Source organism: Hominimerdicola alba, from assembly GCF_900109655.1.
GTDB lineage: Bacteria > Bacillota > Clostridia > Oscillospirales > Ruminococcaceae > Hominimerdicola > Hominimerdicola alba_B.
In genome coordinates, this window is sequence record NZ_FOAT01000007.1 from 56,997 (window position 1) to 79,037 (window position 22,041).

The window sequence follows — 22,041 nt, forward strand, 5'->3', positions numbered from 1 at the left end:
ACCATTAATAACGTATCCGGGAGGTATAATCCACATACTATTTATTTTATAAAATAAATTATTTCTTATCAACTATTACAAGATTTACGCTTATTAAATATTTTGCGGACAATGCCAATCAGATAATCATATTCATTAGAATTACGGTATAGTAATAAAAATGTAACCGGGACAGTACTAGCAACAATCAATACATGAACAATAAGTGAGAGCCATGCAATGTTAACAACGAGAAATTTACATAACAAATAATCTATAATTCCTACAGTAACTAAGATAATAAAATACTTTATATTCTTTATATAGTAGTTAGAAACAGGTTTATAATTATTCAGACTATATTTGTGTATTACTCCTGGATCTACCATAAAATTTGTTAGCAAATCAGCCGAAATTGTACCTATGATAACTCCATATATACCACAAATATTCACTAAGATAATTGAAACTCCTAAATTAACTATAATTCCCAAAACCGGACGAAACCACATTTGTCTAAACGCACCACTAATGTTGCGAATTTGACCAAGATTGTTCTTTAATCCATTAAAAATCAATTCAATTCCAATTAAAATCGGAAATGGTTGCTTAATAGTGTACTCGGTTCCTATCCAAAGAGAAATAAACTCATTTGCACAAACTGCAATACCAATTCCTGCTGTACCGTACAGGATTACTGTCAAATAGTTCATGATTTCAAAAAATAAGTATTTTTTTTGATCATCACTTACAGCAAACAGATTTCCCATACTAGCTTTAACTGATGTATAGAGCATACTTAACATATTTTTACATATCGAATAAAACAACAAATAATTAGAATAAAGACCAACAATCTTTAAACCTATAAACGTGCTTAGGATTGTATTATCTGTTGCTTTCAACACTACAGCATTGATTTTATAAACAAACAGTGCACCACAATCCTTAAATAGCGACTGAACCTCAGCTTTACTCAAAGATTCTTCTTCTTTTATAAAGAATTGTGGATAGTACTTTTGAACAATAACCGCATTTATAACATTTTGAATAATATTAAACAGTATTACAGTTGCAGTATAAATTACAAAATTTCTCAGATATACTAAAACTAATATCTGAGAAATATTAGTAGCTAACATTATTGCATAACCGGCGATATCAAGAATATATTTCTTTTGGTTCGCTTTCATTATCGTGCTTCGATATGCAAAAAACAAATACGATGACACACTTTGTAATAGATATAGTATAAATATCAATACAGCATTAATCCCCAGACCTTCTAGCGAATCATAATCTTTAATCAAAAATCGCAGAACAGGAATAAGGCATAATCCCAATAAGAAAATAACTAAACCTATAATTCTATAAGCCTGTTTATAAAATTTCATTAGAACACGAACACGTTTATCATCATGCTCTGCCAATGGCTTATACATTTGAAAATTGATAGCCGTGTCAATTCCCAATTCCGTAAGGGATAACATAGATAATATTTCTGAAAACAAACCATTTATGCCCAGATATTCTGTTCCTAAAGTATGAATAAAAACAGTTCGTGTTACAAAACGTAAAACAATGACAAGTAGTTGTCCTCCCAAACTGGCAAATATATTTTTTACAGAATTCTTTGTTCTTGAAGACTCCTTAATTGCCACCCTTATCACCACCAATTAACCTCTTGAATTTTAGTTTTATTTTAGAGATATACTGTACTAAGGGAAAGGTTATTAGTACAGACCGAAAATATTCATGTTTTACTTTTGCCTCCGAATACGGGCATCCATTTTTCCAATATCCCATTTCAATAACGCCGTGTCCACTAACAATCTTATAGCGTAATTTTGAAAAGCCTAATTTTTTATACATTTTCTGAGCTATTTTATTTTTTGATGGAGTAGATAGAAACAGAAGATTATACCCTTGATCTTGTGCATATAATTTAACTGCTTCAGCCAAATTAGTTGCAATATGTCTCCCCGAGTATTCTGGAAGCACAGCCATATACCGAAGTTTCGGAGCTTTTCCATTTTGATACCATCGTTTCCAATCCACTAACGTATATGTCATGGTGCCTACAACTTTGTTTCCATCCATTGCAACAAAACAGGTCAATTTTGCTTCTTCGGTCAGTTTCTGAAATTCCTTTTTATCAAATTTCACCGTTGCAAATTCCATTTTTTCCTGCTTCATTGCGACAGTAAAACTTTTTTCAATAACAGCATTTACTTCGTCTAAAGTTATATTGTCATCTTTAGTTTTTATTTCAATCTCTGCCATTATACTCGTCTCCTATGAGCCAGTTTGCTAAATAATCTTTTGGTTTGATACAAATAAAAATACATTAACGGAACTAAATCTTTACTGTCTTTAATTAAAGAATCATCAGTTTTTCTGTAATACGAGCATAACTGCCTGAATGATATTGTATTCTTAAAATAATCATCAAACACATTTTTTTCAGATAAGAAGGTTATTCCATACTTACCATTTTGTATTTTACTATAATTGGGTACTTCGTTAGTTAATGACTGAACAAGTATAGGTGGAAGATTCATTTTTGATTTCACTAAGGAATACCCCAATCCACTTGGTCTAATATTCAATTCATTAAAGAACAATTTGCCGTTTGCCTTTGCAAATTCCAAATCAAACATCCCAACATATCCAGTTGATAAAAGAAAGCATTCAATTTTATCTTTAATTTTCGTCAATTCATCATTATCCATAATATCATTAATTGTAAAAACTACTCCTAGTCCCTTGACATGTTTCGTGTAAATGATTTTATTTACTACGCCTGAAATAAATGCTTTATCAAAAGTACAAATACCTAGAAGAACAAATTCATCTTCGATTTCCAAAAATTTCTGTATTAGTACTGAACGTTTACTATTTGTATTCTTTAATTTATTTAAGTGTTCCTTAAGTTCCTCTTCACTATTGCAACGACACTGTTCCTTTTTATATCCACTTACACTCAATAATGGTTTACAAAAGCACGGATATTCAATATTATCCGGTATATCTATTGGCTTTGATAAATCTATAACAGTTTCTGCTGGAACATTTAATCCAGCTTTTTTTGCCAATTCCCATTGAACATGCTTATCCATCAACTCTGTTAAGCTATGGTTCGCATCTTCATTTATTGGCAAAATATATTCTTTTTCTAGAATCTCTCGGAATTTATCTATTATTGCGTTAGCATAATCATCAACAGGAAATAAAAACTTTCTTCCAATAATGCTATGACTAAATGTTAAGAATTCATTTATGACAGTTTCATCTTCTTTTAATGGAATCTGTTTTTTTTCTGAAACGAACTTACTTTTTGCAGCAATATTAAAAATACTCTTTGCATTTGTCACCAACGCTAAACTAACACGATAACCAGCAATTCCCAATGAGCGAATAATATCTAATGAAGATAAGTAGTGTTTTCCAAAAACCACAACCGTTAGGTCTGCATTAATCATTTTTTATCTTCACTCCGTTCTTGCAAACAATTTATAATCTCGTTTATGTCGTGTTCCTTCATATAAGTAAGATAATCCACCTCGGGTTCAAGAATCATATCTCCATGTGCAGTAGGTGCTTGTCTGATTTCCATATAATCTCCATATTCAGTTCTTAACCGAGAATCATAGCCAATTGGAATACAAATATTTGTAAATTCAAATGGAACGAATTTGCAGGTTTCAAAGCATTTCGATTCCCAAATATGCTTATCCTTTCCTCTAGAATAAGCAACATAGCTTATATATTTTGTAGGTTTACTGTTATACTTTTTGCAAATTGATTCATAATATTTGAAATACCGATGATACCCAAATACTTTAAAAAACAAGTGAAATACTCGGCTCTTAATTTTTTTAGTAATTGAGTCAAAATCATTTGGATTACTTTGAATTCCGTAATGAATAACAGCATACGTCTTTCTAATTTTATTTATCCATTTTTTTCGCTCTGACTCGTCATCTGGAACATGATCTAACGGAAAAATATCTATAAATATACCTTTATTGAAATCCATTCTTGCGTCACGAATGGTTATAGCTGTAGTTTTAGAATTACGAAGCCGAGTGTATCCTCGAACAAAATGATCTGAATACACATTTTGCAAAAAATATGGTTCCTTAAATTCGTCTTTAGCGATTTCTATAAGTCTATCATAGTCTTCTCGTTTCATTACTATATCAATGTCATCATCCCAAGGAATATATCCCTTATGTCTGATGGCACCAATAAGTGTACCTGAATCAGCATAATATACAAGATTATGCTTTTGACATATGCGATTTAACTCAGAAAGTAAATCTAATTGTATGCTCCATGCTTTTTTCATTCTTTTACTAATTAAATAATTGCATCTTTTTTCTTCCTGATAAAAATCTTCTGGAATATCAATTCTAATTGGAAGCAATCCTCAGCATCTCCTTCACATACATTATTACTTATTGAAAATTCTTTTTCAATTATCAGAAGGATCGGTATTTATATCTTCATGACTTGTTTTACTCTCTCCATCTACTGCGTTTGCATCATAAAGATCCTTCTTCATCTTGCTAGTACTGATTTCAGGAGTACGAGGAAGATAAACGACCTCCACACCTTCTTCTTTTAAAAAGTCAAATTTACCTTTCCAGTCATCTCCCATAACAAAAGTATCAATATGATACTCATGCATATCTGAACGTTTCTGATTCCAACTGTCTTCAGGGATTACAAGATCAACATAACGAACGGCTTCTACAAGAGCCTTTCTCTGATCATATGTAAAATAACACTTCTTATGCTTTTCATTCCAGTTAAATTCGTCAGATGAAATAACCACAATAAGGTAGTCACCAAGAGCTTTAGCTCTTCTAAGCAAATTAATATGACCATAATGCAATAGGTCAAAAGTTCCATAAGTTATAACTCTTTTCATACTTTGATCTCCTTTTACTCATATTGCAGCATTTTTATTACTGCATTTCCAAATTTTGTGTCAAAGACGAATTTTGATAAGTCCAGATTTATTGTTTCTGCCAATTAATTGTTTATCGACCTTTCATGGTCAAACATCATTATTAATAATTAAATCAACATTAGAAATAATTGAAAAATCAACGTCATACTTATTTGATAACTAAATAGCATTGACGTCTTCAATAACCATTCACACTTGTTTGAAGCATCAAATTGGATTATATCATTTTCCAATTTAGTATCCACATCTATTGTAGCGACTATTATTTACCGTATCAATAAGATCGACCATACCTATAAGCCCCCAAAACGTATCGTGTAAACATCCTATTTTCAGACATAAATACTCTATCTCAACATGTCTTAGTGTAATCAAAGTAGTTTAGTATTATCTCCAAATCCAGATTCTATCCTTAATACTAAAGCTATAATGTTCTTTAAGGTACCACATATCTCAAAGCTTTTGATATCCAAATATTTATGTATTTACTCTCAATGAATTATAAATAAAGGACTGAACATATCCAGCTATTGCAATCTCTTTGAAAGCAAATCTTTCATTGTCGAAAAATCATAAGCATCTTCTTCTCATGAAAAAGGACAAATCGTGCCACAATCTTAGATTCTAGGATTGTCTTTTTTATTGCTTCACTCATTTTCTTAATCAAATCATCCTCAATACCTTTGATGGCATCTACAATAACTTGTCTTTTATAAAAGGGTGACAAGACAAGATGATTCAGCTACCAATAGCATTGCATTTCTGTATTCTCAACAGCAAAAACAATTTCATTTTAATATTTCAACTATATTTGTAATACAACATTACATATCTTATCATGCTTTTGGTGGTTAATAGTATAAATTTTGTCTGAGATTGCATACCATCCTTTTATAGAATAGCTAATTACTTGCATTATCCTTGCTAATGCTGTATCCAATGTAATAGTACCATACAAGCTAATGTTCATATTTATCTCTTACTATTTGTATTTAAATCACAAACACTCTACCTCTATATTATGTCGATTTTTATCTGCATCTTTAGGAGGTGTCATATAATCACCATACATCTGCGACAAAACAAAATCATAATTCTCAGGTCCAATTAACTCCATGTCTTCAAATTTATATAGTTTTCCTTTACCGTATATGCTTTTTGAAAACATTTCTCTAACGCCCCAAGCACCACAAAAGTTTATAAGTGAATCGCATTCATCGTAATCATAAGCTTTTAGCAGATTATCTAATCTTCTCCATGCCCACTTAGTACTAATAAGATTTTCTATTCTAAGATAATAAAATAAATATCTGAAAGTTTTTGTAAAGAAATTATCATTATCATGCTTTCTGCTGAGATTGACAAAATAGCTGTACTGCGAATAATTGAAAATCCTAAATCTAAATCGACATTTTTTCAACCATTTGTCTACAACTTTATTATCATTTGGAACCCCATCCAATGGAAAAACATCTATCCAAACAGGAATTTTTACTTCTTTTTGAGACATTTTTCTTAAAAGTCGTGTTTTTTTATTTACTACTCTTGCATAGTAATAGCTATATTCACCTTTTCCATTATTGGTAGTATAAATATCATAAGGCGATTTTAATTCTTCAGCAGCTATTCTAATAAATTTATCATAATCTGGACGAGGCATTCCAATATCAATATCATCATCCCATGGAATAAATCCTTTATGTCTGACTGCACCTAAAAGTGTACCACCCAACATATAATATCTCAGTTTATGTCTATTACATATTTCAATTACATCCCGTAAAATCCCAAGTTCAACTTGTTGAAGTTGCTTTAATTTATCCATTTAATTTCCTTTCATAAAATTTTCTATTATTTTGAGAGTTCTTTTACAATTAAGTCCATCCTTATAGAAATTGCAAGCATCATTCACCACCATCCTATTTTTTACGTAACCATCATTACTTTCAGATAAATCCATGAAAAATTCACGCAGACCATCAAAATCATAAATTTTAATTCCAGGCATAAGAGACAATGGATCAGTAAATGCAAAGCCCCGATTATCTCCGTATATATCAAAATCTGTAATGACAAAACCAATCGGTCTATCTAACAGTAGATAATCAAAATACACACTTGAATAATCTGTAAGTAATGCATCCATATGACTTAATAGTTGATATAACACAATGCCCTTTCTAATCAAATATTCATCAGAAATGACAATTATATTGCTATCTTCGCAAGACTCAAGAACCGTATTAATGCTTTTTGACTGTAATCTATGTGGCTTAATGTATAGTTTGATACCCAGTTTTTTTAGCAAACAATTAAGTTCGTTGACATTACTTGAGTCCAGTACTGGAAAATCTATATCACTTTCTGAACGTCCGTTTCCATGCCTGTAAGTTGGCAACCAAATTACATTTTTGACATTTGTGGATAAAAAATCCGGTCTTCGATTATTAAAAAGCAAATAATCATTACGTGGGTGTCCGCATAGTACCATTTGTTCATCTGAAACATCAAATGTATACTTAAGATGTTCCTTAAACATATCAGATGCGTAATAGAACATTGAATAATATTTCCCATTTGAAATATAACTGCTCGGCGGCAATTTTTTTAATGGACTTCCATGCCATAATTGTATAAAAAGCTGATTTTGAGTCGGTTTCATCTTAATAGTATGGTATGACGAATCGAGCATTACTGTACAAGTCAGCATTTCTATAATAGCATTAATGTAGGTATTTTTTTTAAACTTAATGTGCGACTTAGGATTATATTTTCGTACTTTATTAACTACACATACGGTTTTCATATGAGTCTCTTTGGAGATGTAATGTAACATTGCCTCACTATTATCTTCTAAGAAGTCTCCCCCATATATAAAAATTTTCTTTTTCTTTGGTACAATACAATTAATCAATGAAAGGAACATATATATTGGTTTTCTGATATAATCATGATTCATCTAAACTATCTCTTCCTTTTCTATATTTAATAATGGAATACTCCACACACATGCTAACATAACAGTTTTTAGCATCATACCTTCTGTTAATGACATGCAAGCAAACGCTATATATACGAACAAAGGAAAAAACTTTGTATTTCCTGTATCATTTTTAGACCAAGCGAATTTAAATGATGATATTAATCCAGTTATCACAAATAACACCAACAATAATGCAGCAATTACACCATATTGATCTAAAATACTCAAATAACTATTATGAGCAGCAATTCCACCTCGACTTCCATTTCCGAACCATTTAGCTCTACCTAAAATAACATCCCATCTTTCTGTTCTTCCATCAAAAGTATCTTCGGATTTCTGATTAAATTTGTAAATAACATTGTCAATCGCAGTTCTAAAAAAATCAGTTTGATAAAGTAGAAGCCCTATAAGAAACACAAACAATAGAATACCAATTATTTTCATAGCACTTTTAGGACTAATTATACTTTCATGAATCAGCACACAAAAAAACACAATAAGCATGATTATTACAGTTATAATAGCTCCCCTACAAGTTGATATCAAAGATATAAACACGGTAAAGACAGTTATAATAATATCAACTGTTATTCTATGCGTTGGTCGATTCTTTTTTAAATCATATCCTAATAACGACAAGCAAGCAGCGCAAGCAGTTGCAGCTGTATCTCCAGTACCATTTGATGTAACAAATGCACCCGAATACCTATATAATCTTATAGGATACAAAGCAATAGAATAAATCATCACTATAGCAAAAGGCAGCAAATAGTATATATGTATTTTATTTTTACAAAATACATATATACTTTTGTGCTTTGTCATCCAGGGGACACATAGTAGCCATATTAAATACATACCAGTTGCCGCTATAAATGATGATTTCTTCATTGTAATAACACCTGAAATACAAATTGTTACTACAAATAATATGTATATATTACTTAATTTATCTTTTGGTAAAGCAATTACTGCAAAAGTTGATATATTAAAAAAATAAATGAGAGCAATCGATCCTAACAAACAGATTTGTTGATAATGATTAAAATACCTCATCACATATATTGTTCCAGATAGAAAGAACAATATTAATCCAATTGCGGTTATATTTTTTTTCATATAATACACCTATTTTATCGATTGCAATATTTAAAAAACAATGCTATATATTCGTTTTTCATACGAAGAATACTGAATCTTTGTGCTCGAGCAATTCTATTATTTGTGTTTTCATTATCAAACGCCATACTATCTCTACATTTTCTTAGAGCATTTGCAATATCTTTCGGATTACATGGATCAAATTGAATCCCTGCATCACCAACCACTTCAGACAATCCTGGAACATTAGCTACCGCAACAGGAACACCACATGCCATTGCTTCCACAGCAACCAACCCAAATCCTTCCCAAATTGATGGAACACAAACCAAATCAACCGATTTCATTATTTCTGCAGTATCTTTCCTAAAGCCAAGAAACATAACTCTTTTATTTAGAGCTTTTTCATTAACAAGTTGTACAATATCATTATATAGTTTTCCTTCACCAACAAGTAGCAATTTATACTCATCAGGAAGAATCGAAATCGCCTCTATCATGTTTTTATGATTCTTTTGATTCGTAAATGAACCTACCATTGAAATAAGAAAGTCTTCCTTAAGTATGCCAGGAAATATCTGTTCCCTCTTATATTTACCTGCATTAGCAAATCTTCTAACATCAATACCGTTTTCTATAACTGAATACCTTTTTCCATTATTTCTATTGTTTTTCAACCAAGATAATAGGTAAATTTGAGTTTGGTTACTAATGCTAATAATATGGTCATATTGACTATATATTAGAACTTCTATAAAGAAAAATAGAGGTTTATGTCTTCTTCCATTATCGGTAGAATGTTCTGTCATCAATATAGGTGGACATTTCTTTCTGTGAAGAAATTTTATCGCCGAAACATAGTAAAAAGCAGGAAACAAGTTTGCATGGATAATTGAATATTGTCCCTTTTTTATTATTTGCCACATATAATGCATTTTACTAATTGGAGACTTATAACTCTTGGGGATAATATGAATCTTAATACCATTTTGTACTAATAGCGAATAATACTTATCCGTTTTATTCGATAATAAAAGAAGCTCACAATGCGCATTGGTAATTGCTAGTATTAGATCGGACACTAGTTTTTGTGCGCCTCCTCCACCAAGATTATCAATTACAAATAATATTTTCAAATACCATCATCTACTTCCCTTTTTGATATTTCTTGCAAATATTTATTTATTACAATCTTTCGATCAAATTCCTGTTCAACTTTTCTTCTTCCCGCCAATCCCATTTGCATTTTGGCTTCATTGCTTAGATTTAAAAACATTTCTATTTTACAAATCAAATCCTTGCTATCTTTCTGTTTTACAATAAAGCCATTAATGCCATCTTCAACCACCTCTTGACATCCTGGTCGATTAGTGGTAATAATTGGACGTCCACATGCGCATGCTTCTAGTAAAACATTGCTCATTCCTTCAGGGTAATACGATGGATGAATAGTACAAGAACATTGTCTATGCATCTCTGAAATATCTTCTATACGCCCGTGATATATTATCACTCCATCATGTTCAAGTTGTTTAAGTAATTCCTCATATTCTTCCTCGCAATCTCCACAAATGTGAAACCTCGTTTGTGGGTATTTCTTTCTTATATATTTAGCTGCATCTAAATATTGATCAATTCCTTTTTCTTTAATAACTCGAGATATAAAAACAAAATCTATAGTGTCTTTATTAGGATATGAATGAACATTATATTTTTCAAGATTAACACCTGATCCTGGTAACAATTCACATTGTTTCTTTTCAACAATATGACGTTGTAACATAAATTTCTGATTATAAGAGTTCTGAAAAAATACTTTTTGTGCTTTTCTAAGTCCAAACCTATATAATGGTATTGTTATTTTCTGCATTAGTCCACTATTCTCAACGGTCGAGCCTAAACCTGTAATATTTGCAACATATGGAATATTTAAACAAGCTGCAGCCATACCAGCATAAATATTTGGCTTAATAGTATATGTTAGTACGATTATCGGTTTTATTCTCTTCATGTAGCTTTTATACAAAGAAATGATTTTAATTTCTTTTAATGGGTTCGTGCCATGTCGTTCTAAATCGATGTTTATTACTTTGACACCAAGAGCTTCTAATCGCTCTTTTCTTCCATTATCGGATGCAAGAACAATCACATTATATTTTTTTTTCAACGTTTCTATAAGTTCACTTCTAAAACTAACAAGTCCAGCAGTAACATTACTCACAATAAGTATTCTTTCTCGCATCGTACGTGCCTCACTTCATTATCTTCACTTCATTATATTTCATCATATAAATGCCTTCAACATAAGCACCTATATTCTTCATATTTGCATTACCTTTAAGATTTTCTAAAATCAATTTCATGTGATCACAGCCGCTTTCATATGCATGCGGATAACCGCCACCAAAGCGTGGATTAACTTCCGAAATGTAATACTCCCCATTGATTTCAAAGATATCAATGTCTATCTGACCTTTGTAACCAGCCTCAAGAACAAACTTTTCAATCAAAGTAAATAGTTTGTCATCCTTAAAACTTACTGCTTTATCAGTTTCACCGGCACGCATTTTTATCTTTTTCTTTGTGAAGATAGATACTACCTCACCAGATAATATATCAATATATACGTCAGCACCAATTTCCTGACCGTTAAGGAATTCCTGTATCATAAGATCATCTTCATGAGCAAATAGCAAATCAACTGTTTCTTTGTCATATACCTTTGATATACTTATGCTCGCTGAACCTCTATACGGCTTTACAAATACAGGGTATGTAACTTCTCTCGCATCAACTGCTTTATAGAATTCTTCTTTATCCATCCATGACCGTGCGCACAAATAGTTATGATCTTTCAGCCACTTATACATCTGCATTTTATCAAGAGCCATTTCGCATAATTCATAGGAACTTCCGATAACAGTTGTTCCAACAGCTTTGAATTTCTCCTCATTCTCAGCTAAAAGACTAAGTTCTGGATCAATCAAGCTGAGCACACCGGAGATTTTTTCTTTTTTGCATATATCAAGGATAATATCAATATATCCTGGCTCATTAATTGAAGGTACGATATAGTATTTATCTGCATCATAGATTGCAGGACCAAGTTCACTTGCATCTGTTGCGATTACTTTTCCTTCACCTTCAAATGTTCTTTTGAAATACTGAACTATTTTATTACGTGTTCCTGCTGCTAATATAAGAAAATTCATATCCTATGCTTTACTCCTTAGTGCATCAAAGAACAATGGTGTACCACCTGTATGAATAAACAATACGTTCTTGTTGCAGATTTCTTTTAAATATTCAGTCATTCCCATGAATGCTTTTCCCGTATATGTTGCATCCAGTGGTATCCCATACTTTTTAAGTACCATTTCTATCGTTTTATCAACTCTGAAATCATCTTTTCCATAACCTAAAGTATAGGTGTCTACAAAGACTGTCTTCTCCTGTACTTCACTTTCATCTGCCTTATCTTTAAGATAAGACCTGATGCTTTCAAGTACAACATTACGACCTCTGGGATTCTTTCGTGCTATACTGATACCAACTATATTTCGATCATCAGCTGAAAGAATCTGCCCACACACAAGTCCGGCATGAGTAGTCCCTGTGCCTGATGCAAAAAAAATATAATCAAAATGTATATTCAGTTCTTTTTCCTGAGCTTTGATTTCGTTATAACACTGAACATATGCTTCTGTTCCAATATTTCCATGCCCGCCGCCCTCAATAAAGAACGGTTTTAGTCCTGAATTTCTGAGTTTCGACAATTTATTCTCAATCGTATCATGAACCTGTTCTACAGGAACGATAGTGATTTCTGCGCCAAACATATCCATCATAATACTATTATAGGTTTTTTCGCATGCTTCTTGCGGACTAATAATATAGCACTTGATTCCCCTGCGACAGCATTCGTTTGCAACAACTCGACAATGATTAGAACTTCCCGAACCATAAGTTACAACACAATCATATCTGCCAGCATCTATTTCTTTAAAAAACAATTCTGCTTTTCTTGCTTTATTTCCACCAAAAGAAAAAGGGATTAGATCCTCGCGCTTTATCCAAAGATGATTATTACAATAATCACCCAAATCCTGAATAATTGTCTTATTCAACATTCCATTCCTCTTTTAAACAACCGTAAACATAACGATCTACATATTTGCCATGTGACAACAGATCTTGCCTGATAAGTCCTTCTTTAGTGAATCCAACTCTTTCAAACAGCTTTTGCGCTGCAATATTATCATATTCAGTATGAAGATACACTCTGTTAAGGTCGAGAGTATCAAAGGCATATTCCAAAATCAATCTACTTGCTTCTTTGGCTATGCCTTTGCCTTTATACGATGTTTCCCCCATCGCTATGTAGTACTCGGCTTTGTTATTGGTTTTGTCAATAGAAAGAAGCCCAATTGTACCAACTGGGATTCCGTCAGCTTCAATAATGGCATCAAAACGTGAGTTATCTCCAATATGACTGTCAAACCATTTTTCTGTCTTTTCAACGCAAATTGGTATGTCATAATGAAGGTATTTGTTATTCTCAGGATTATTGATCCATTCAACCTTTTTAGGAATATCGGTACGTTCAAATCGTCGTATCGTTACCTTCATTTCTTGCCACGTCCAATCTGCCAACTTTGATTTCGCTTCCAACCTGAATATCAGACTTTTTGATTACTTTAAGTACTGTTGTAAATAAGACCTTTAGATCCATTTTTATAGACACATTATTTACATACTCCAAATCGTACTTAAACCTTTCTTCCCAGCTATGGATTGCATTTCTGCCATTAACCTGAGCCCATCCTGTTAGACCGGGTCTAATATCATGCCTGTGATGTTCACTATCCCTATAATAAGGAAGATATTCTGTCAACAATGGACGAGGCCCAATTACAGCCATGTCGCCCTTTATTATATTGATCAATTCAGGAAGTTCATCCAAGCTCGTTGCTCTAAGAGCTTTTCCGAATTTTGTCAGACGTATATCATCCGATAACAACTCACCATTCTCATCACGCTCATCCGTCATAGTCCTGAACTTGTAAAGCTTAAATATCTTCTCATCCTTGCCGGGACGTTCCTGAGTGAACAGAACCGGTGAGCCAAGCTTTGTTTTGACAAACACTGCCGTTACAGCAAGTATAGGACTGAAAACGATCAGCGCCCCAGTACTCAAAAAACAATCCAATGGTCGTTTTACAAATCTCTCGTAAAATCCATAGGGTTTATGTTTGATTTCTTTACCATAATTCTTTAATTCTTCAATTCGTTCTGCGATAAAAGCAACGCTAGCAGTCACAGCAGCTATAGCTGAAATGCAACCGGCAACTTTAAAGAAACCTTTCAGAAACTTATTCATTCAAAACAACTCCTGATGATCTGAATAATAACATCCTGCTCATCCGCAGTCATCTTATTATCGCTAGGCAGGCACAAACCTCTGCGGAAAATATCCGCACCAACATCCACCATACCGGTCTCCTTGATGTAGGCGTTACTTCTCGCACGACCGTTGCCGTTTGCCGTGATGAACGGATTACTGCGATATGTCGGTTGCATATGCATTGGCTTCCAAATCGGTCTGCCCTCTGCATTGTACTGCGCAAGTTTTTCGAGAATCTCGGTAGGGCAAGTCTTGCCGTCCTCGTGGATATAAAGTGCATCATTCTCGCCGCGCACCTGCTTGCACATAGCGTCCTCGTTGATCAGCAGACAGCTCAGCCAATAATTCGGCTCGCTGTTCTTTTCATCAAAAGGATTCATGATAACGGGTAGCCCATTGAAACCTTCCTTGTAGCGCTCATATATCGCTTTCTTCTGAGCAATATGCTCATCCAGATAAGGAATCTGACCTCTGACGATGCCTGCAACGATGTTCGAGATACGGTAATTGTAACCGATCTCCTCGTGCTGATACCAAGCTGCGTCCTCACGGCTTTGAGTGCTCCACTTGCGTACCTTGTCAGCATCTTCCTTGCTGTCGGTCAGGAACATACCGCCTGCCGAACCGGTAATGATCTTGTTTCCATTGAACGAAATACAGCCGTAATCACCGAAAGTGCCTGTCTGCCTGCCTTTATATGTAGCGCCAAGGCTCTCAGCAGCATCCTCGACGATCAGCGCACCATGCTTTTCACAGATAGCCTTGATCTCGTCTATCTTTCCGGGAGTGCCATATAAATGGGCAACAACTACCAGCTTGACATCGGGATAGATCTGAAACGCTTTTTCCAGAGCAACAGGACACATATTCCATGTATCATATTCGGTGTCAATGAAAACAGCCTCGCCGTCTTCATAAGCAACGGGATTGACTGTAGCATCGAAAGTCATGTCGGAACAGAATACCTTATGACCCTGAAGAGTACCGCAGTTTGGCTTCGGCATACCGTAGAGCTTCTCGCCTGCCAGCTTGATAGCCATATGCAGTGCAGCCGTACCGCATGAGAGACCGACAGCATACTTGCAGCCAACATACTCAGCTATCTGCTTTTCGATCTCGTTGATGTTCGCACCAACGGTACTTACCCAGTTGGTTTCGATTGCTTCATCGACCCACTTCTGCTCGTCACCGTGCATTGTAGGTGACGAGAGCCAGATCTTCTTTTCAAAAGGTTTTAGTTCCATATTCATACTTCCCCTTGATGTATCTTTTATTTTCGCACAATCAGCGAAAATTATAATTATCATTGTTCATAAAAAAACATCTATTCACCTTACTGACCCGGTCAAAAGGCGCTGATGTCAAATATATATCCCAAAATAATAAAATTTGTAAAAAGCACCGCAAAGCACTAAAAATGCCCATCACAGGACACCCCTGACGAACAGCTGACGAATGCCTTGCCGAGTCAGTCATCAGGTGCTTCTGTCAAACATAAAAATTTCTCGCAAAATAAGATATTTTGCGAACAGAACAAAAATAACACACATTTACATATTTTAACACTCTATGATTATATCATTTATAAAATGCTATGTCAAGGGAAAAGTGATAGATTCGTGAATGTGATGAAAACGTCACGTTAAAACCGCCATTAATTGATAACATTTTGGTTTGAATCAGTACATAATGAGCACCAAAACAACTAATTTACAAATAGATTTGCCCGAAAAACAGGGTCTTCACTGGGATAATTGACAGCTAACGTCAGTCAAAATCGTCTGTGAATTCACAACGATTAAGCCGTGAGAAATGTGACTTCTAAGTTCATGAACGCCATGTCATATAATTCTCATAATTTCTTGACTTTTCACCTTAGCATAGGTATAATATAGAAGAAAGCCTTCATGGGAGAAAACTATGTATGATTTCGATCATTCAAAACAGAAAAAGCTTATGGGCTAACGAAATATCAGGGTATACACAATTTAAATAAAAAAACCAAAGGAGATATCAAAATGGATAATTTTATCGGAGCGCTTCGGCACTTATTTTCCACGGCGAATGTGACACATATAATATGGTGTGGGGCTGTACTGCTGACTATGCTGATGCTTGCGGTACTTCATCACCGCTGGAAAGATGACACAAATGGGCTCAGCAAATGGCGGCTGCTTTGTCTGGTGCCGATGCTTATCTGCGCAGTTCATGCAGGAATATACGTTGTGGGCGCACCGTCGTTTCTCGGCGGATTCTATGCAATGTATATCATCGCTTTGCTCATGCTGATACCCATGCTGTTTGCAAAACGCAGGACAGGCTACCGCATAGCCGCCGTTCTGACAGGCATTTTGTCCTGCCTTTGCGGATTTTATTTCTGTGCATCTTCTCCCCTCGTATTCAATCACACAAGGGAAAGCTACACCGAATCATTCCACTCGCTGGTCATGGATATGGACAAGCACTATGTTCTGAAAGAATGGAAAGATGTGGATTTTGCGGCACTTGAAGAAAAGTATATGCCTATGGTGGAGGAAGCCGAAAAGGAGCAGAGCCAGGGCAAGTTTGCCGATGCTGTCATGATGTTCTGCTGTGAACTGCACGACGGTCACATCGGTGTTGCGGCGGATTTTGACGATGATGACTACACATCGGTCATCACACCTCACGATTACGGTTTCGCAACAGTCAAGCTGGACAGCGGTGAGGTCATAGCCGTTTGCACCGATGAAACTGCGAACAGTCTCGGCATAGAGGACGGAACTGTTATCACAAGATGGAACGGCAAACCTGTTTTGCAGGCGGCTGAGGAAGATGTACCCAACCTCGGTACACCTGTAAAGACCAACGAGGAAATAGTCGATGTGATGAATCTCGACCTTGCAGGCGGTGATACACTTGATGTTTCTTTCCTTGATAAAAACGGAAATGAGCAGACAGTAACAGTGCGTGCTAAGGAGGGCGTTGATACCAAGCGTGAGGCAATGGCTGCTTTCAGAGGGATAGAAATGCCCATCGATGAGGAGAAATTTCTGGCGGAGAATTTCAGCACAAAAATGCTCGATGACAAATGCGGCTATCTGAAAGTTGTCGCTGAGACTATGGGCTCTACATTCCGGAACTTATCAGGCTATCTGACAGGCGATCAGAAATATGCCAGAGAAATGTTCCGTGAAAAGCTGAATGATCTGAGATCCCAGGGTATGGAATACCTTGTCATCGACCTGCGCAACAACGAGGGCGGCTTTGACGAGATAGCCATAGCGCTGTGCGATCTGCTGACGGACAAGGACTGGTACGGTCAGGGTCTGGGCATACGCAGGGACGGAAAATACACCTGTGTGTCCGATCACTGCATACACGGCACAGGCGAATTTGCCGATCTTAAAGTCGTTGCGCTGACAAATTATGAATGTGCCAGCGCAGGTGACGGTTTCTCGCTGTATCTTTCAAAGCTCCCGAATGTTACCGTTGCAGGCATCACCGACCCCTGCGGATGCAATCAGGAAACAGGCGGTATAAGCACTTTGTCCGAGGGCATAGTTACGGTATATTACCCCACTGGTCTGATACTTAACGAGGACGGCGAGCCTAACATCGATGTCAATTCCGACCGTATAAGCCGCAATCCTGTTGAAGTACATATCCCCTTCGACCGCGATGCAGCTATGAAGATTTTCCGCGACAAGCAGGATTATGAGCTGGAGTGGGCTGTGAAGTATGTTAAAGGTGATGCATAAATTTAGTCCGTTTTCACTTTTGTGTTGTAACATAATCGAGATCAATAGGAGAAAAATATGAAGAACAACAAAACGATCACGATAATGGATATTATCGTTTACCTGATGAACGATCTGCTCGGATGGTTTATCATTATATGGTTTGACTCAACCGGGAATGACGGAAAATTTCAAGATTTGAGCCTGCATCGGGTTATCCTTGCAATAGGTCTTATCCATATTGTTTTAAGCCTGCTATGCAATGTGTTCTTATTCAAAAAGAAGAAAATCGGGAACAAGCTGTTTATTTATAATGTAGTAATGACGATACTTCCATATCTGTATCTGGCATTTACATGGTTTATACCATAATAATAAATTTCTCCCCATGTATTATTTTTCAATAGTACATGGGGAGATTTTTCATTATTGTCATTCATAAAAACATTCCGTATCAAAGCTGTTTCAGAAATTCCATTTCAAGCCCGATGATCTCTTTCATGGATATCACCGAGCGTTTTCTGCTTTCAAAGCTATCTGATTTTGCCCACAGGAACGGGTAAAAGGATATTCCCGAATCAAGGCTCAGACCCGCTGTTTCGTCCTGCCAGCCATTCCAGCGATAGTCGGTGTAATATCTGTCAGTATCACCGTGCAGACACCATGACAGGAAATTGCCGTACCCGATCTCCATATCCTCTACCGCAAGAGAATCAGGAGCAAAGTATCCGATATTTCCGTTACTAAGATAAATGAACAGACCGCCAAGTATATCTTCACCGACCACAAGATCATCATAAGGGAACAGCTCATTCCTTGCCATAAGATCAAGTTCGCCCGAACCGTATACCCTTATCCAGTCATCAATCACGATACCGCCTGTATGCTCCAGCAGGATACCAAGCACGCTATCGGGGTTTATCTGATACTTCCCTTTTATACTTTCGCCAATGCTGTCATCATGAGGAAGTATAACCACTTTCTTCTCAGAGCTGTTTATCAGGTCAAGTACTTTCCGCGCTTTCTCATTCATTGCCTTTCCTCCGCCAAAATATATTTATCCCATCACATCACGTACCAGATCAGACATCTTCTGCTCATCAATTCCGTCGCTCAGGGATACCGAGTAAAAATGTCCGTCATTTATCCACACAGCGAGATAATACCGCTTGTCATTTCCCTTTAAAGTGACCGTCGTACCGTTGATATCTATGTCCTTGACCGTTCCGTATTCGTTGTAATCCCCGGAGATATCTTCCGTGTCCTTGCCTGCGCGGATACAGCAGTATTCGCCGTTTGCACCGTTGTAGTTTATCTCCGCAAAATCCCCGAACATCACCGAATAGCACTGCTCTGTCACCTCAAAGGGCAGATTTTTGATGTCGTGAAGCTTAACCCCGAAAGCATCGGAAAGCTCATTCGCGCCGCCATATTCCTGTACATCATATCCATGCTGTGTCTGTCCGTCATCCGAATCTGCCGAACCGGCTAATATCTCGCTTTCGGCACTCTTAGCCACATTAGGTGAACTGTCATCGGGGGTCTGCGGAAGTTTATCCCTGCTGAGCAGAGCCGCCGCACCCACAGCTATCACAAGGCAAGCCGCCAAAGCCGATATCATTTTTACTGCCGTATTGATGCGCTTCCGCTTCTGCCTTGCGCCAATATTCCCGATTATGCGCTCCCGCATCTCATCGTTAAGTTCTATATGTTCCATAATTTCGTTATACTTGCTCACCGAAATCATACTCCTCTTTAAGTATCTCTTTGAGCTTCGCCCTTGCACGTTTAAGTCTTGTGCGGATATTTGCACCCGTTTCCCCGAGGATATCTGCTATCTCGTCTGTCTGATAGCCTTCCTCGTAAAACAGGTGTATCACCTCGCGGTAATTGTCGGGAAGTTCCTTTACTGCCTCCCATACAAAGGTCAGGTCCTCGCGCTGTTCAGCGACCAGTTCGTCGTTAAGTTCATCTGTGTCACGCAGTTTGTTGTACTCTATCCTGTTCTTTGAAAGATTAGCCGCCACCCGTATCAGCCACGCCTTTTCATGCTCATCGCTCTCAAAGTCGGGGGCTGAATCCAGCAGTTTTATGAGGGTGTCCTGAAGTATCTCCTCTGCGTCCTGCATATTGTGTACATAGGAATATGCAAGCCTTAGTATTCTGTTTCCGTGCCTGTCCATCACCCCGCGCAGGTGCTGTTCCTGTGCTGTCTGTGATCTTGCAGACGAACCCATTCTGATAAACGGCTTTGCCGCCAGCAGATACACCGCAAAGCATATCTGCCGCAGCTTTTCAAAGACCGTCTGCGCATAATTCCGGTATGCGATCTCCATATTGATCTCCTGTTATTATTTGTTTTCGTTTATAAGAGCAGTAATATCTGCCTGAGCTGTTTCCATTGAAACTCCATTTGCGGCATAATAGGAATAGCTGTACTCATCATCGTTCCATACCGCGCCAAATACCTTGCCGTCATTTCCGCGGAGATATATGGTCATATCATCTATCTCCATTGCCGAATTCTCGTTATAGTCATTGTGATCCCCCGAGATATCATCGACTTCCCTGCCCTTGCGATAGCTTATCTCGTTGTCCTCTGTTCCGTATCTTACCTCAGCAAGTCCGTCAAAAGCCTGTATCAGATAAATGCTTTTTTCGCCCAGCTTCTCGGGAACATTAAACGCAAGTCCCGCTTCCCTGCCTGCTTCCTCGGCAGTAGAATACTCTACCCAGGGATTTGGCATCTCCATTTTTTCCTCACCTGTTTCCGAATATTCTTCATCGGCATCACCGAGAGTAAAATCTGTAGTGTAAGTTATCTCTGCATTGCCCTCGAGGTCTTCATAAACATACACCAGCACATAGGTCGGCTGTTCGACCCAAACTGCAGTCACCTTGCAGAGTAAGCAGTAATTCGTTCCTGCGACCGCCTGTGTACCAAGAAGTGCAACAGGCTCATATTCTGCACCGACCAAAGTTTCACGAGCCTTTTCAAGTGCCGCACTTGCTTCGGGATGCTTGTCTAATGCTATCTCATCGGAAATGCTCCAGCCGCCCTCAATATTCTCCGCGCCTGTTTCCGCATATCCGTTCTCGGTATTGCCGAGAGTTATATCCATGGTATCAGTTATCTCAGCCTTGCCCTCAAGGTCTTCGTAAACATAGACCACCGCATAGTTCTGCCGTGTATGGTTATATAGCGATGTCACCTTGCAGAGTATGCAGTAGTTCGTTCCTGCAACTACCTGTTTACCGAGAAGTGCAACAGGCTCATATTCCGCATCCATCATTTTTACAAAAGTCTTTTCAATTGCCGCCCTTGCTTCGGGATTCTTATCCATATCGATCTCATCGGGAATGATCCACCCGCCGTCAATACCGCTCATTTCAGCACCCTCGCTATTCTGAGTTTCTTCTGTCTGCTCATCGGTAGTCTGTACCTCAGCGGTGTTTTCGATCTTTGCACCGACATTTGAAGATGTCTCATTCACGTTTCCGCAAGCTGTCATACCTGCTGCCATAACCAGTGCCATTACCATTGCTGTCATCTTTTTCATAATAATTACCTCTTTCTGTAATATAGTTTTCCAAAGGCTTTATAGTAAGCTTCATTTGCCTTTCTGACCTATATACAGCTGAGAAGATGAAATTGTGACACTGATTTCAAAAAATTTTTTTGACAGTGAAATACTCTGTTTTACTTCATTATACCGCACCAACGGCTGTCTGTCAAGAAAACCGCTCTGCCATCTGATAAATGTTAGTATACTATTTATATATAGATATATATAGAGCTTTCACCGACGCAGGTTTTGTCCGCTAGGTCAATTGTGCACAAGGTAGAAAATGCCGGCATTTTTTTGTAGTATCA

The 22,041-nt window shown here is 36.7% G+C and carries 21 protein-coding genes; 2 read left to right on the top strand and 19 right to left on the bottom strand.

What is annotated here, in order from left to right; translation table 11 throughout:
• Nucleotides 1-68: 68 nt before the first annotated feature.
• From BMY75_RS09420 to BMY75_RS09490, 15 genes are all read right to left on the bottom strand, one after another.
• A complete protein-coding gene (locus BMY75_RS09420; RefSeq protein ID WP_170844279.1) occupies nucleotides 69-1,640 on the bottom strand; it encodes a lipopolysaccharide biosynthesis protein in 1,572 nt (523 codons plus the stop codon).
• Entirely contained in the window at nucleotides 1,630-2,262 is a 633-nt protein-coding gene (locus BMY75_RS09425) for a GNAT family N-acetyltransferase (protein WP_074833083.1), read from the bottom strand. The genes BMY75_RS09420 and BMY75_RS09425 overlap by 11 nt, the downstream gene beginning before the upstream one ends.
• Complete coding sequence (locus BMY75_RS09430) at nucleotides 2,262-3,461, bottom strand: ATP-grasp domain-containing protein (protein ID WP_074833086.1); 1,200 nt, start codon at nucleotides 3,459-3,461, stop codon at nucleotides 2,262-2,264. The genes BMY75_RS09425 and BMY75_RS09430 overlap by 1 nt, the downstream gene beginning before the upstream one ends.
• Nucleotides 3,458-4,408 (bottom strand): LicD family protein, encoded by a 951-nt coding sequence (locus BMY75_RS09435; RefSeq protein ID WP_074833088.1) that lies wholly within the window; start codon nucleotides 4,406-4,408, stop codon nucleotides 3,458-3,460. Before BMY75_RS09435 ends, BMY75_RS09430 begins: the two co-directional genes overlap by 4 nt.
• A 48-nt stretch (nucleotides 4,409-4,456) precedes the next feature.
• Entirely contained in the window at nucleotides 4,457-4,915 is a 459-nt protein-coding gene (gene tagD, locus BMY75_RS09440) for a glycerol-3-phosphate cytidylyltransferase (RefSeq protein WP_074833091.1), read from the bottom strand.
• Between the two features lie 1,039 nt (nucleotides 4,916-5,954).
• Nucleotides 5,955-6,782, bottom strand: a complete 828-nt coding sequence (locus BMY75_RS09445; RefSeq protein ID WP_074833092.1) for a LicD family protein — start codon at nucleotides 6,780-6,782, stop codon at nucleotides 5,955-5,957.
• Nucleotides 6,783-7,916: a CDP-glycerol glycerophosphotransferase family protein gene (locus tag BMY75_RS09450; RefSeq protein ID WP_074833094.1), complete on the bottom strand. Its 1,134-nt coding sequence runs from the start codon at nucleotides 7,914-7,916 to the stop codon at nucleotides 6,783-6,785.
• A complete protein-coding gene (locus BMY75_RS09455; RefSeq protein WP_074833096.1) occupies nucleotides 7,917-9,062 on the bottom strand; it encodes an O-antigen ligase family protein in 1,146 nt (381 codons plus the stop codon).
• Nucleotides 9,063-9,076: 14 nt separating this feature from the next.
• Nucleotides 9,077-10,180, bottom strand: a complete 1,104-nt coding sequence (locus BMY75_RS09460; protein ID WP_074833098.1) for a glycosyltransferase — start codon at nucleotides 10,178-10,180, stop codon at nucleotides 9,077-9,079.
• Nucleotides 10,177-11,286 carry a glycosyltransferase family 4 protein gene (locus BMY75_RS09465; protein WP_074833101.1) on the bottom strand — a complete coding sequence of 370 codons (1,110 nt, stop codon included), beginning with the start codon at nucleotides 11,284-11,286 and terminating at the stop codon, nucleotides 10,177-10,179. The genes BMY75_RS09460 and BMY75_RS09465 overlap by 4 nt, the downstream gene beginning before the upstream one ends.
• A gap of 10 nt (nucleotides 11,287-11,296) precedes the next feature.
• A complete protein-coding gene (locus BMY75_RS09470; protein WP_074833104.1) occupies nucleotides 11,297-12,256 on the bottom strand; it encodes an ATP-grasp domain-containing protein in 960 nt (319 codons plus the stop codon).
• A 3-nt stretch (nucleotides 12,257-12,259) separates the two neighbouring features.
• Complete coding sequence (locus BMY75_RS09475) at nucleotides 12,260-13,174, bottom strand: 1-aminocyclopropane-1-carboxylate deaminase/D-cysteine desulfhydrase (protein ID WP_074833106.1); 915 nt, start codon at nucleotides 13,172-13,174, stop codon at nucleotides 12,260-12,262.
• A complete protein-coding gene (locus tag BMY75_RS09480; RefSeq protein WP_074833107.1) occupies nucleotides 13,164-13,673 on the bottom strand; it encodes a GNAT family N-acetyltransferase in 510 nt (169 codons plus the stop codon). Before BMY75_RS09480 ends, BMY75_RS09475 begins: the two co-directional genes overlap by 11 nt.
• Nucleotides 13,648-14,424 (bottom strand): sugar transferase, encoded by a 777-nt coding sequence (locus BMY75_RS09485; RefSeq protein WP_081350502.1) that lies wholly within the window; start codon nucleotides 14,422-14,424, stop codon nucleotides 13,648-13,650. Before BMY75_RS09485 ends, BMY75_RS09480 begins: the two co-directional genes overlap by 26 nt.
• The gene (locus tag BMY75_RS09490; protein ID WP_074833109.1) at nucleotides 14,421-15,692 is read right to left on the bottom strand and encodes a DegT/DnrJ/EryC1/StrS family aminotransferase; all 1,272 of its coding nucleotides are present in this window, start codon (nucleotides 15,690-15,692) and stop codon (nucleotides 14,421-14,423) included. Before BMY75_RS09490 ends, BMY75_RS09485 begins: the two co-directional genes overlap by 4 nt.
• A gap of 774 nt (nucleotides 15,693-16,466) precedes the next feature.
• On the opposite strand from BMY75_RS09490, the gene BMY75_RS09495 reads away from it, so the two are divergent.
• Nucleotides 16,467-18,188, top strand: a complete 1,722-nt coding sequence (locus tag BMY75_RS09495) for a S41 family peptidase (protein WP_074833112.1) — start codon at nucleotides 16,467-16,469, stop codon at nucleotides 18,186-18,188.
• Nucleotides 18,189-18,245: 57 nt separating this feature from the next.
• Entirely contained in the window at nucleotides 18,246-18,539 is a 294-nt protein-coding gene (locus BMY75_RS09500; RefSeq protein WP_074833113.1) for a hypothetical protein, read from the top strand.
• 82 nt (nucleotides 18,540-18,621) lie between these two features.
• Here the strand turns inward: BMY75_RS09500 and BMY75_RS09505 are convergent, their stop codons facing one another.
• The 4 genes from BMY75_RS09505 to BMY75_RS09520 are packed head-to-tail and all read right to left on the bottom strand — an operon-like array spanning nucleotide 18,622 to nucleotide 21,727.
• A complete protein-coding gene (locus BMY75_RS09505; RefSeq protein WP_074833115.1) occupies nucleotides 18,622-19,200 on the bottom strand; it encodes a DUF2625 family protein in 579 nt (192 codons plus the stop codon).
• 24 nt (nucleotides 19,201-19,224) lie between these two features.
• Entirely contained in the window at nucleotides 19,225-19,884 is a 660-nt protein-coding gene (locus tag BMY75_RS09510) for a DUF4367 domain-containing protein (RefSeq protein WP_207646270.1), read from the bottom strand.
• Nucleotides 19,885-19,891: 7 nt separating this feature from the next.
• Nucleotides 19,892-20,503, bottom strand: coding sequence for an RNA polymerase sigma factor (locus BMY75_RS09515; protein WP_242940215.1), 612 nt, complete (start codon nucleotides 20,501-20,503; stop codon nucleotides 19,892-19,894).
• Nucleotides 20,504-20,518: 15 nt separating this feature from the next.
• Entirely contained in the window at nucleotides 20,519-21,727 is a 1,209-nt protein-coding gene (locus tag BMY75_RS09520; RefSeq protein WP_074833120.1) for a hypothetical protein, read from the bottom strand.
• Nucleotides 21,728-22,041 lie beyond the last annotated feature (314 nt).

Bases quoted from the DNA above. Each gene is read 5' to 3' on its own strand.
- BMY75_RS09470 (WP_074833104.1), bottom strand. From the start codon at position 12,256: ATGAATTTTCTTATATTAGCAGCAGGAACACGTAATAAAATAGTTCAG.
- BMY75_RS09425 (WP_074833083.1), bottom strand. From the start codon at position 2,262: ATGGCAGAGATTGAAATAAAAACTAAAGATGACAATATAACTTTAGAC.
- BMY75_RS09430 (WP_074833086.1), bottom strand. From the start codon at position 3,461: ATGATTAATGCAGACCTAACGGTTGTGGTTTTTGGAAAACACTACTTA.
- BMY75_RS09450 (WP_074833094.1), bottom strand. From the start codon at position 7,916: ATGAATCATGATTATATCAGAAAACCAATATATATGTTCCTTTCATTG.
- BMY75_RS09515 (WP_242940215.1), bottom strand. From the start codon at position 20,503: ATGGAGATCGCATACCGGAATTATGCGCAGACGGTCTTTGAAAAGCTG.
- BMY75_RS09465 (WP_074833101.1), bottom strand. From the start codon at position 11,286: ATGCGAGAAAGAATACTTATTGTGAGTAATGTTACTGCTGGACTTGTT.
- tagD (WP_074833091.1), bottom strand. From the start codon at position 4,915: ATGAAAAGAGTTATAACTTATGGAACTTTTGACCTATTGCATTATGGT.
- BMY75_RS09505 (WP_074833115.1), bottom strand. From the start codon at position 19,200: ATGAATGAGAAAGCGCGGAAAGTACTTGACCTGATAAACAGCTCTGAG.
- BMY75_RS09455 (WP_074833096.1), bottom strand. From the start codon at position 9,062: ATGAAAAAAAATATAACCGCAATTGGATTAATATTGTTCTTTCTATCT.
- BMY75_RS09520 (WP_074833120.1), bottom strand. From the start codon at position 21,727: ATGAAAAAGATGACAGCAATGGTAATGGCACTGGTTATGGCAGCAGGT.
- BMY75_RS09480 (WP_074833107.1), bottom strand. From the start codon at position 13,673: ATGAAGGTAACGATACGACGATTTGAACGTACCGATATTCCTAAAAAG.
- BMY75_RS09490 (WP_074833109.1), bottom strand. From the start codon at position 15,692: ATGGAACTAAAACCTTTTGAAAAGAAGATCTGGCTCTCGTCACCTACA.
- BMY75_RS09485 (WP_081350502.1), bottom strand. From the start codon at position 14,424: ATGAATAAGTTTCTGAAAGGTTTCTTTAAAGTTGCCGGTTGCATTTCA.
- BMY75_RS09475 (WP_074833106.1), bottom strand. From the start codon at position 13,174: ATGTTGAATAAGACAATTATTCAGGATTTGGGTGATTATTGTAATAAT.
- BMY75_RS09445 (WP_074833092.1), bottom strand. From the start codon at position 6,782: ATGGATAAATTAAAGCAACTTCAACAAGTTGAACTTGGGATTTTACGG.
- BMY75_RS09495 (WP_074833112.1), top strand. From the start codon at position 16,467: ATGGATAATTTTATCGGAGCGCTTCGGCACTTATTTTCCACGGCGAAT.
- BMY75_RS09510 (WP_207646270.1), bottom strand. From the start codon at position 19,884: ATGGAACATATAGAACTTAACGATGAGATGCGGGAGCGCATAATCGGG.
- BMY75_RS09500 (WP_074833113.1), top strand. From the start codon at position 18,246: ATGAAGAACAACAAAACGATCACGATAATGGATATTATCGTTTACCTG.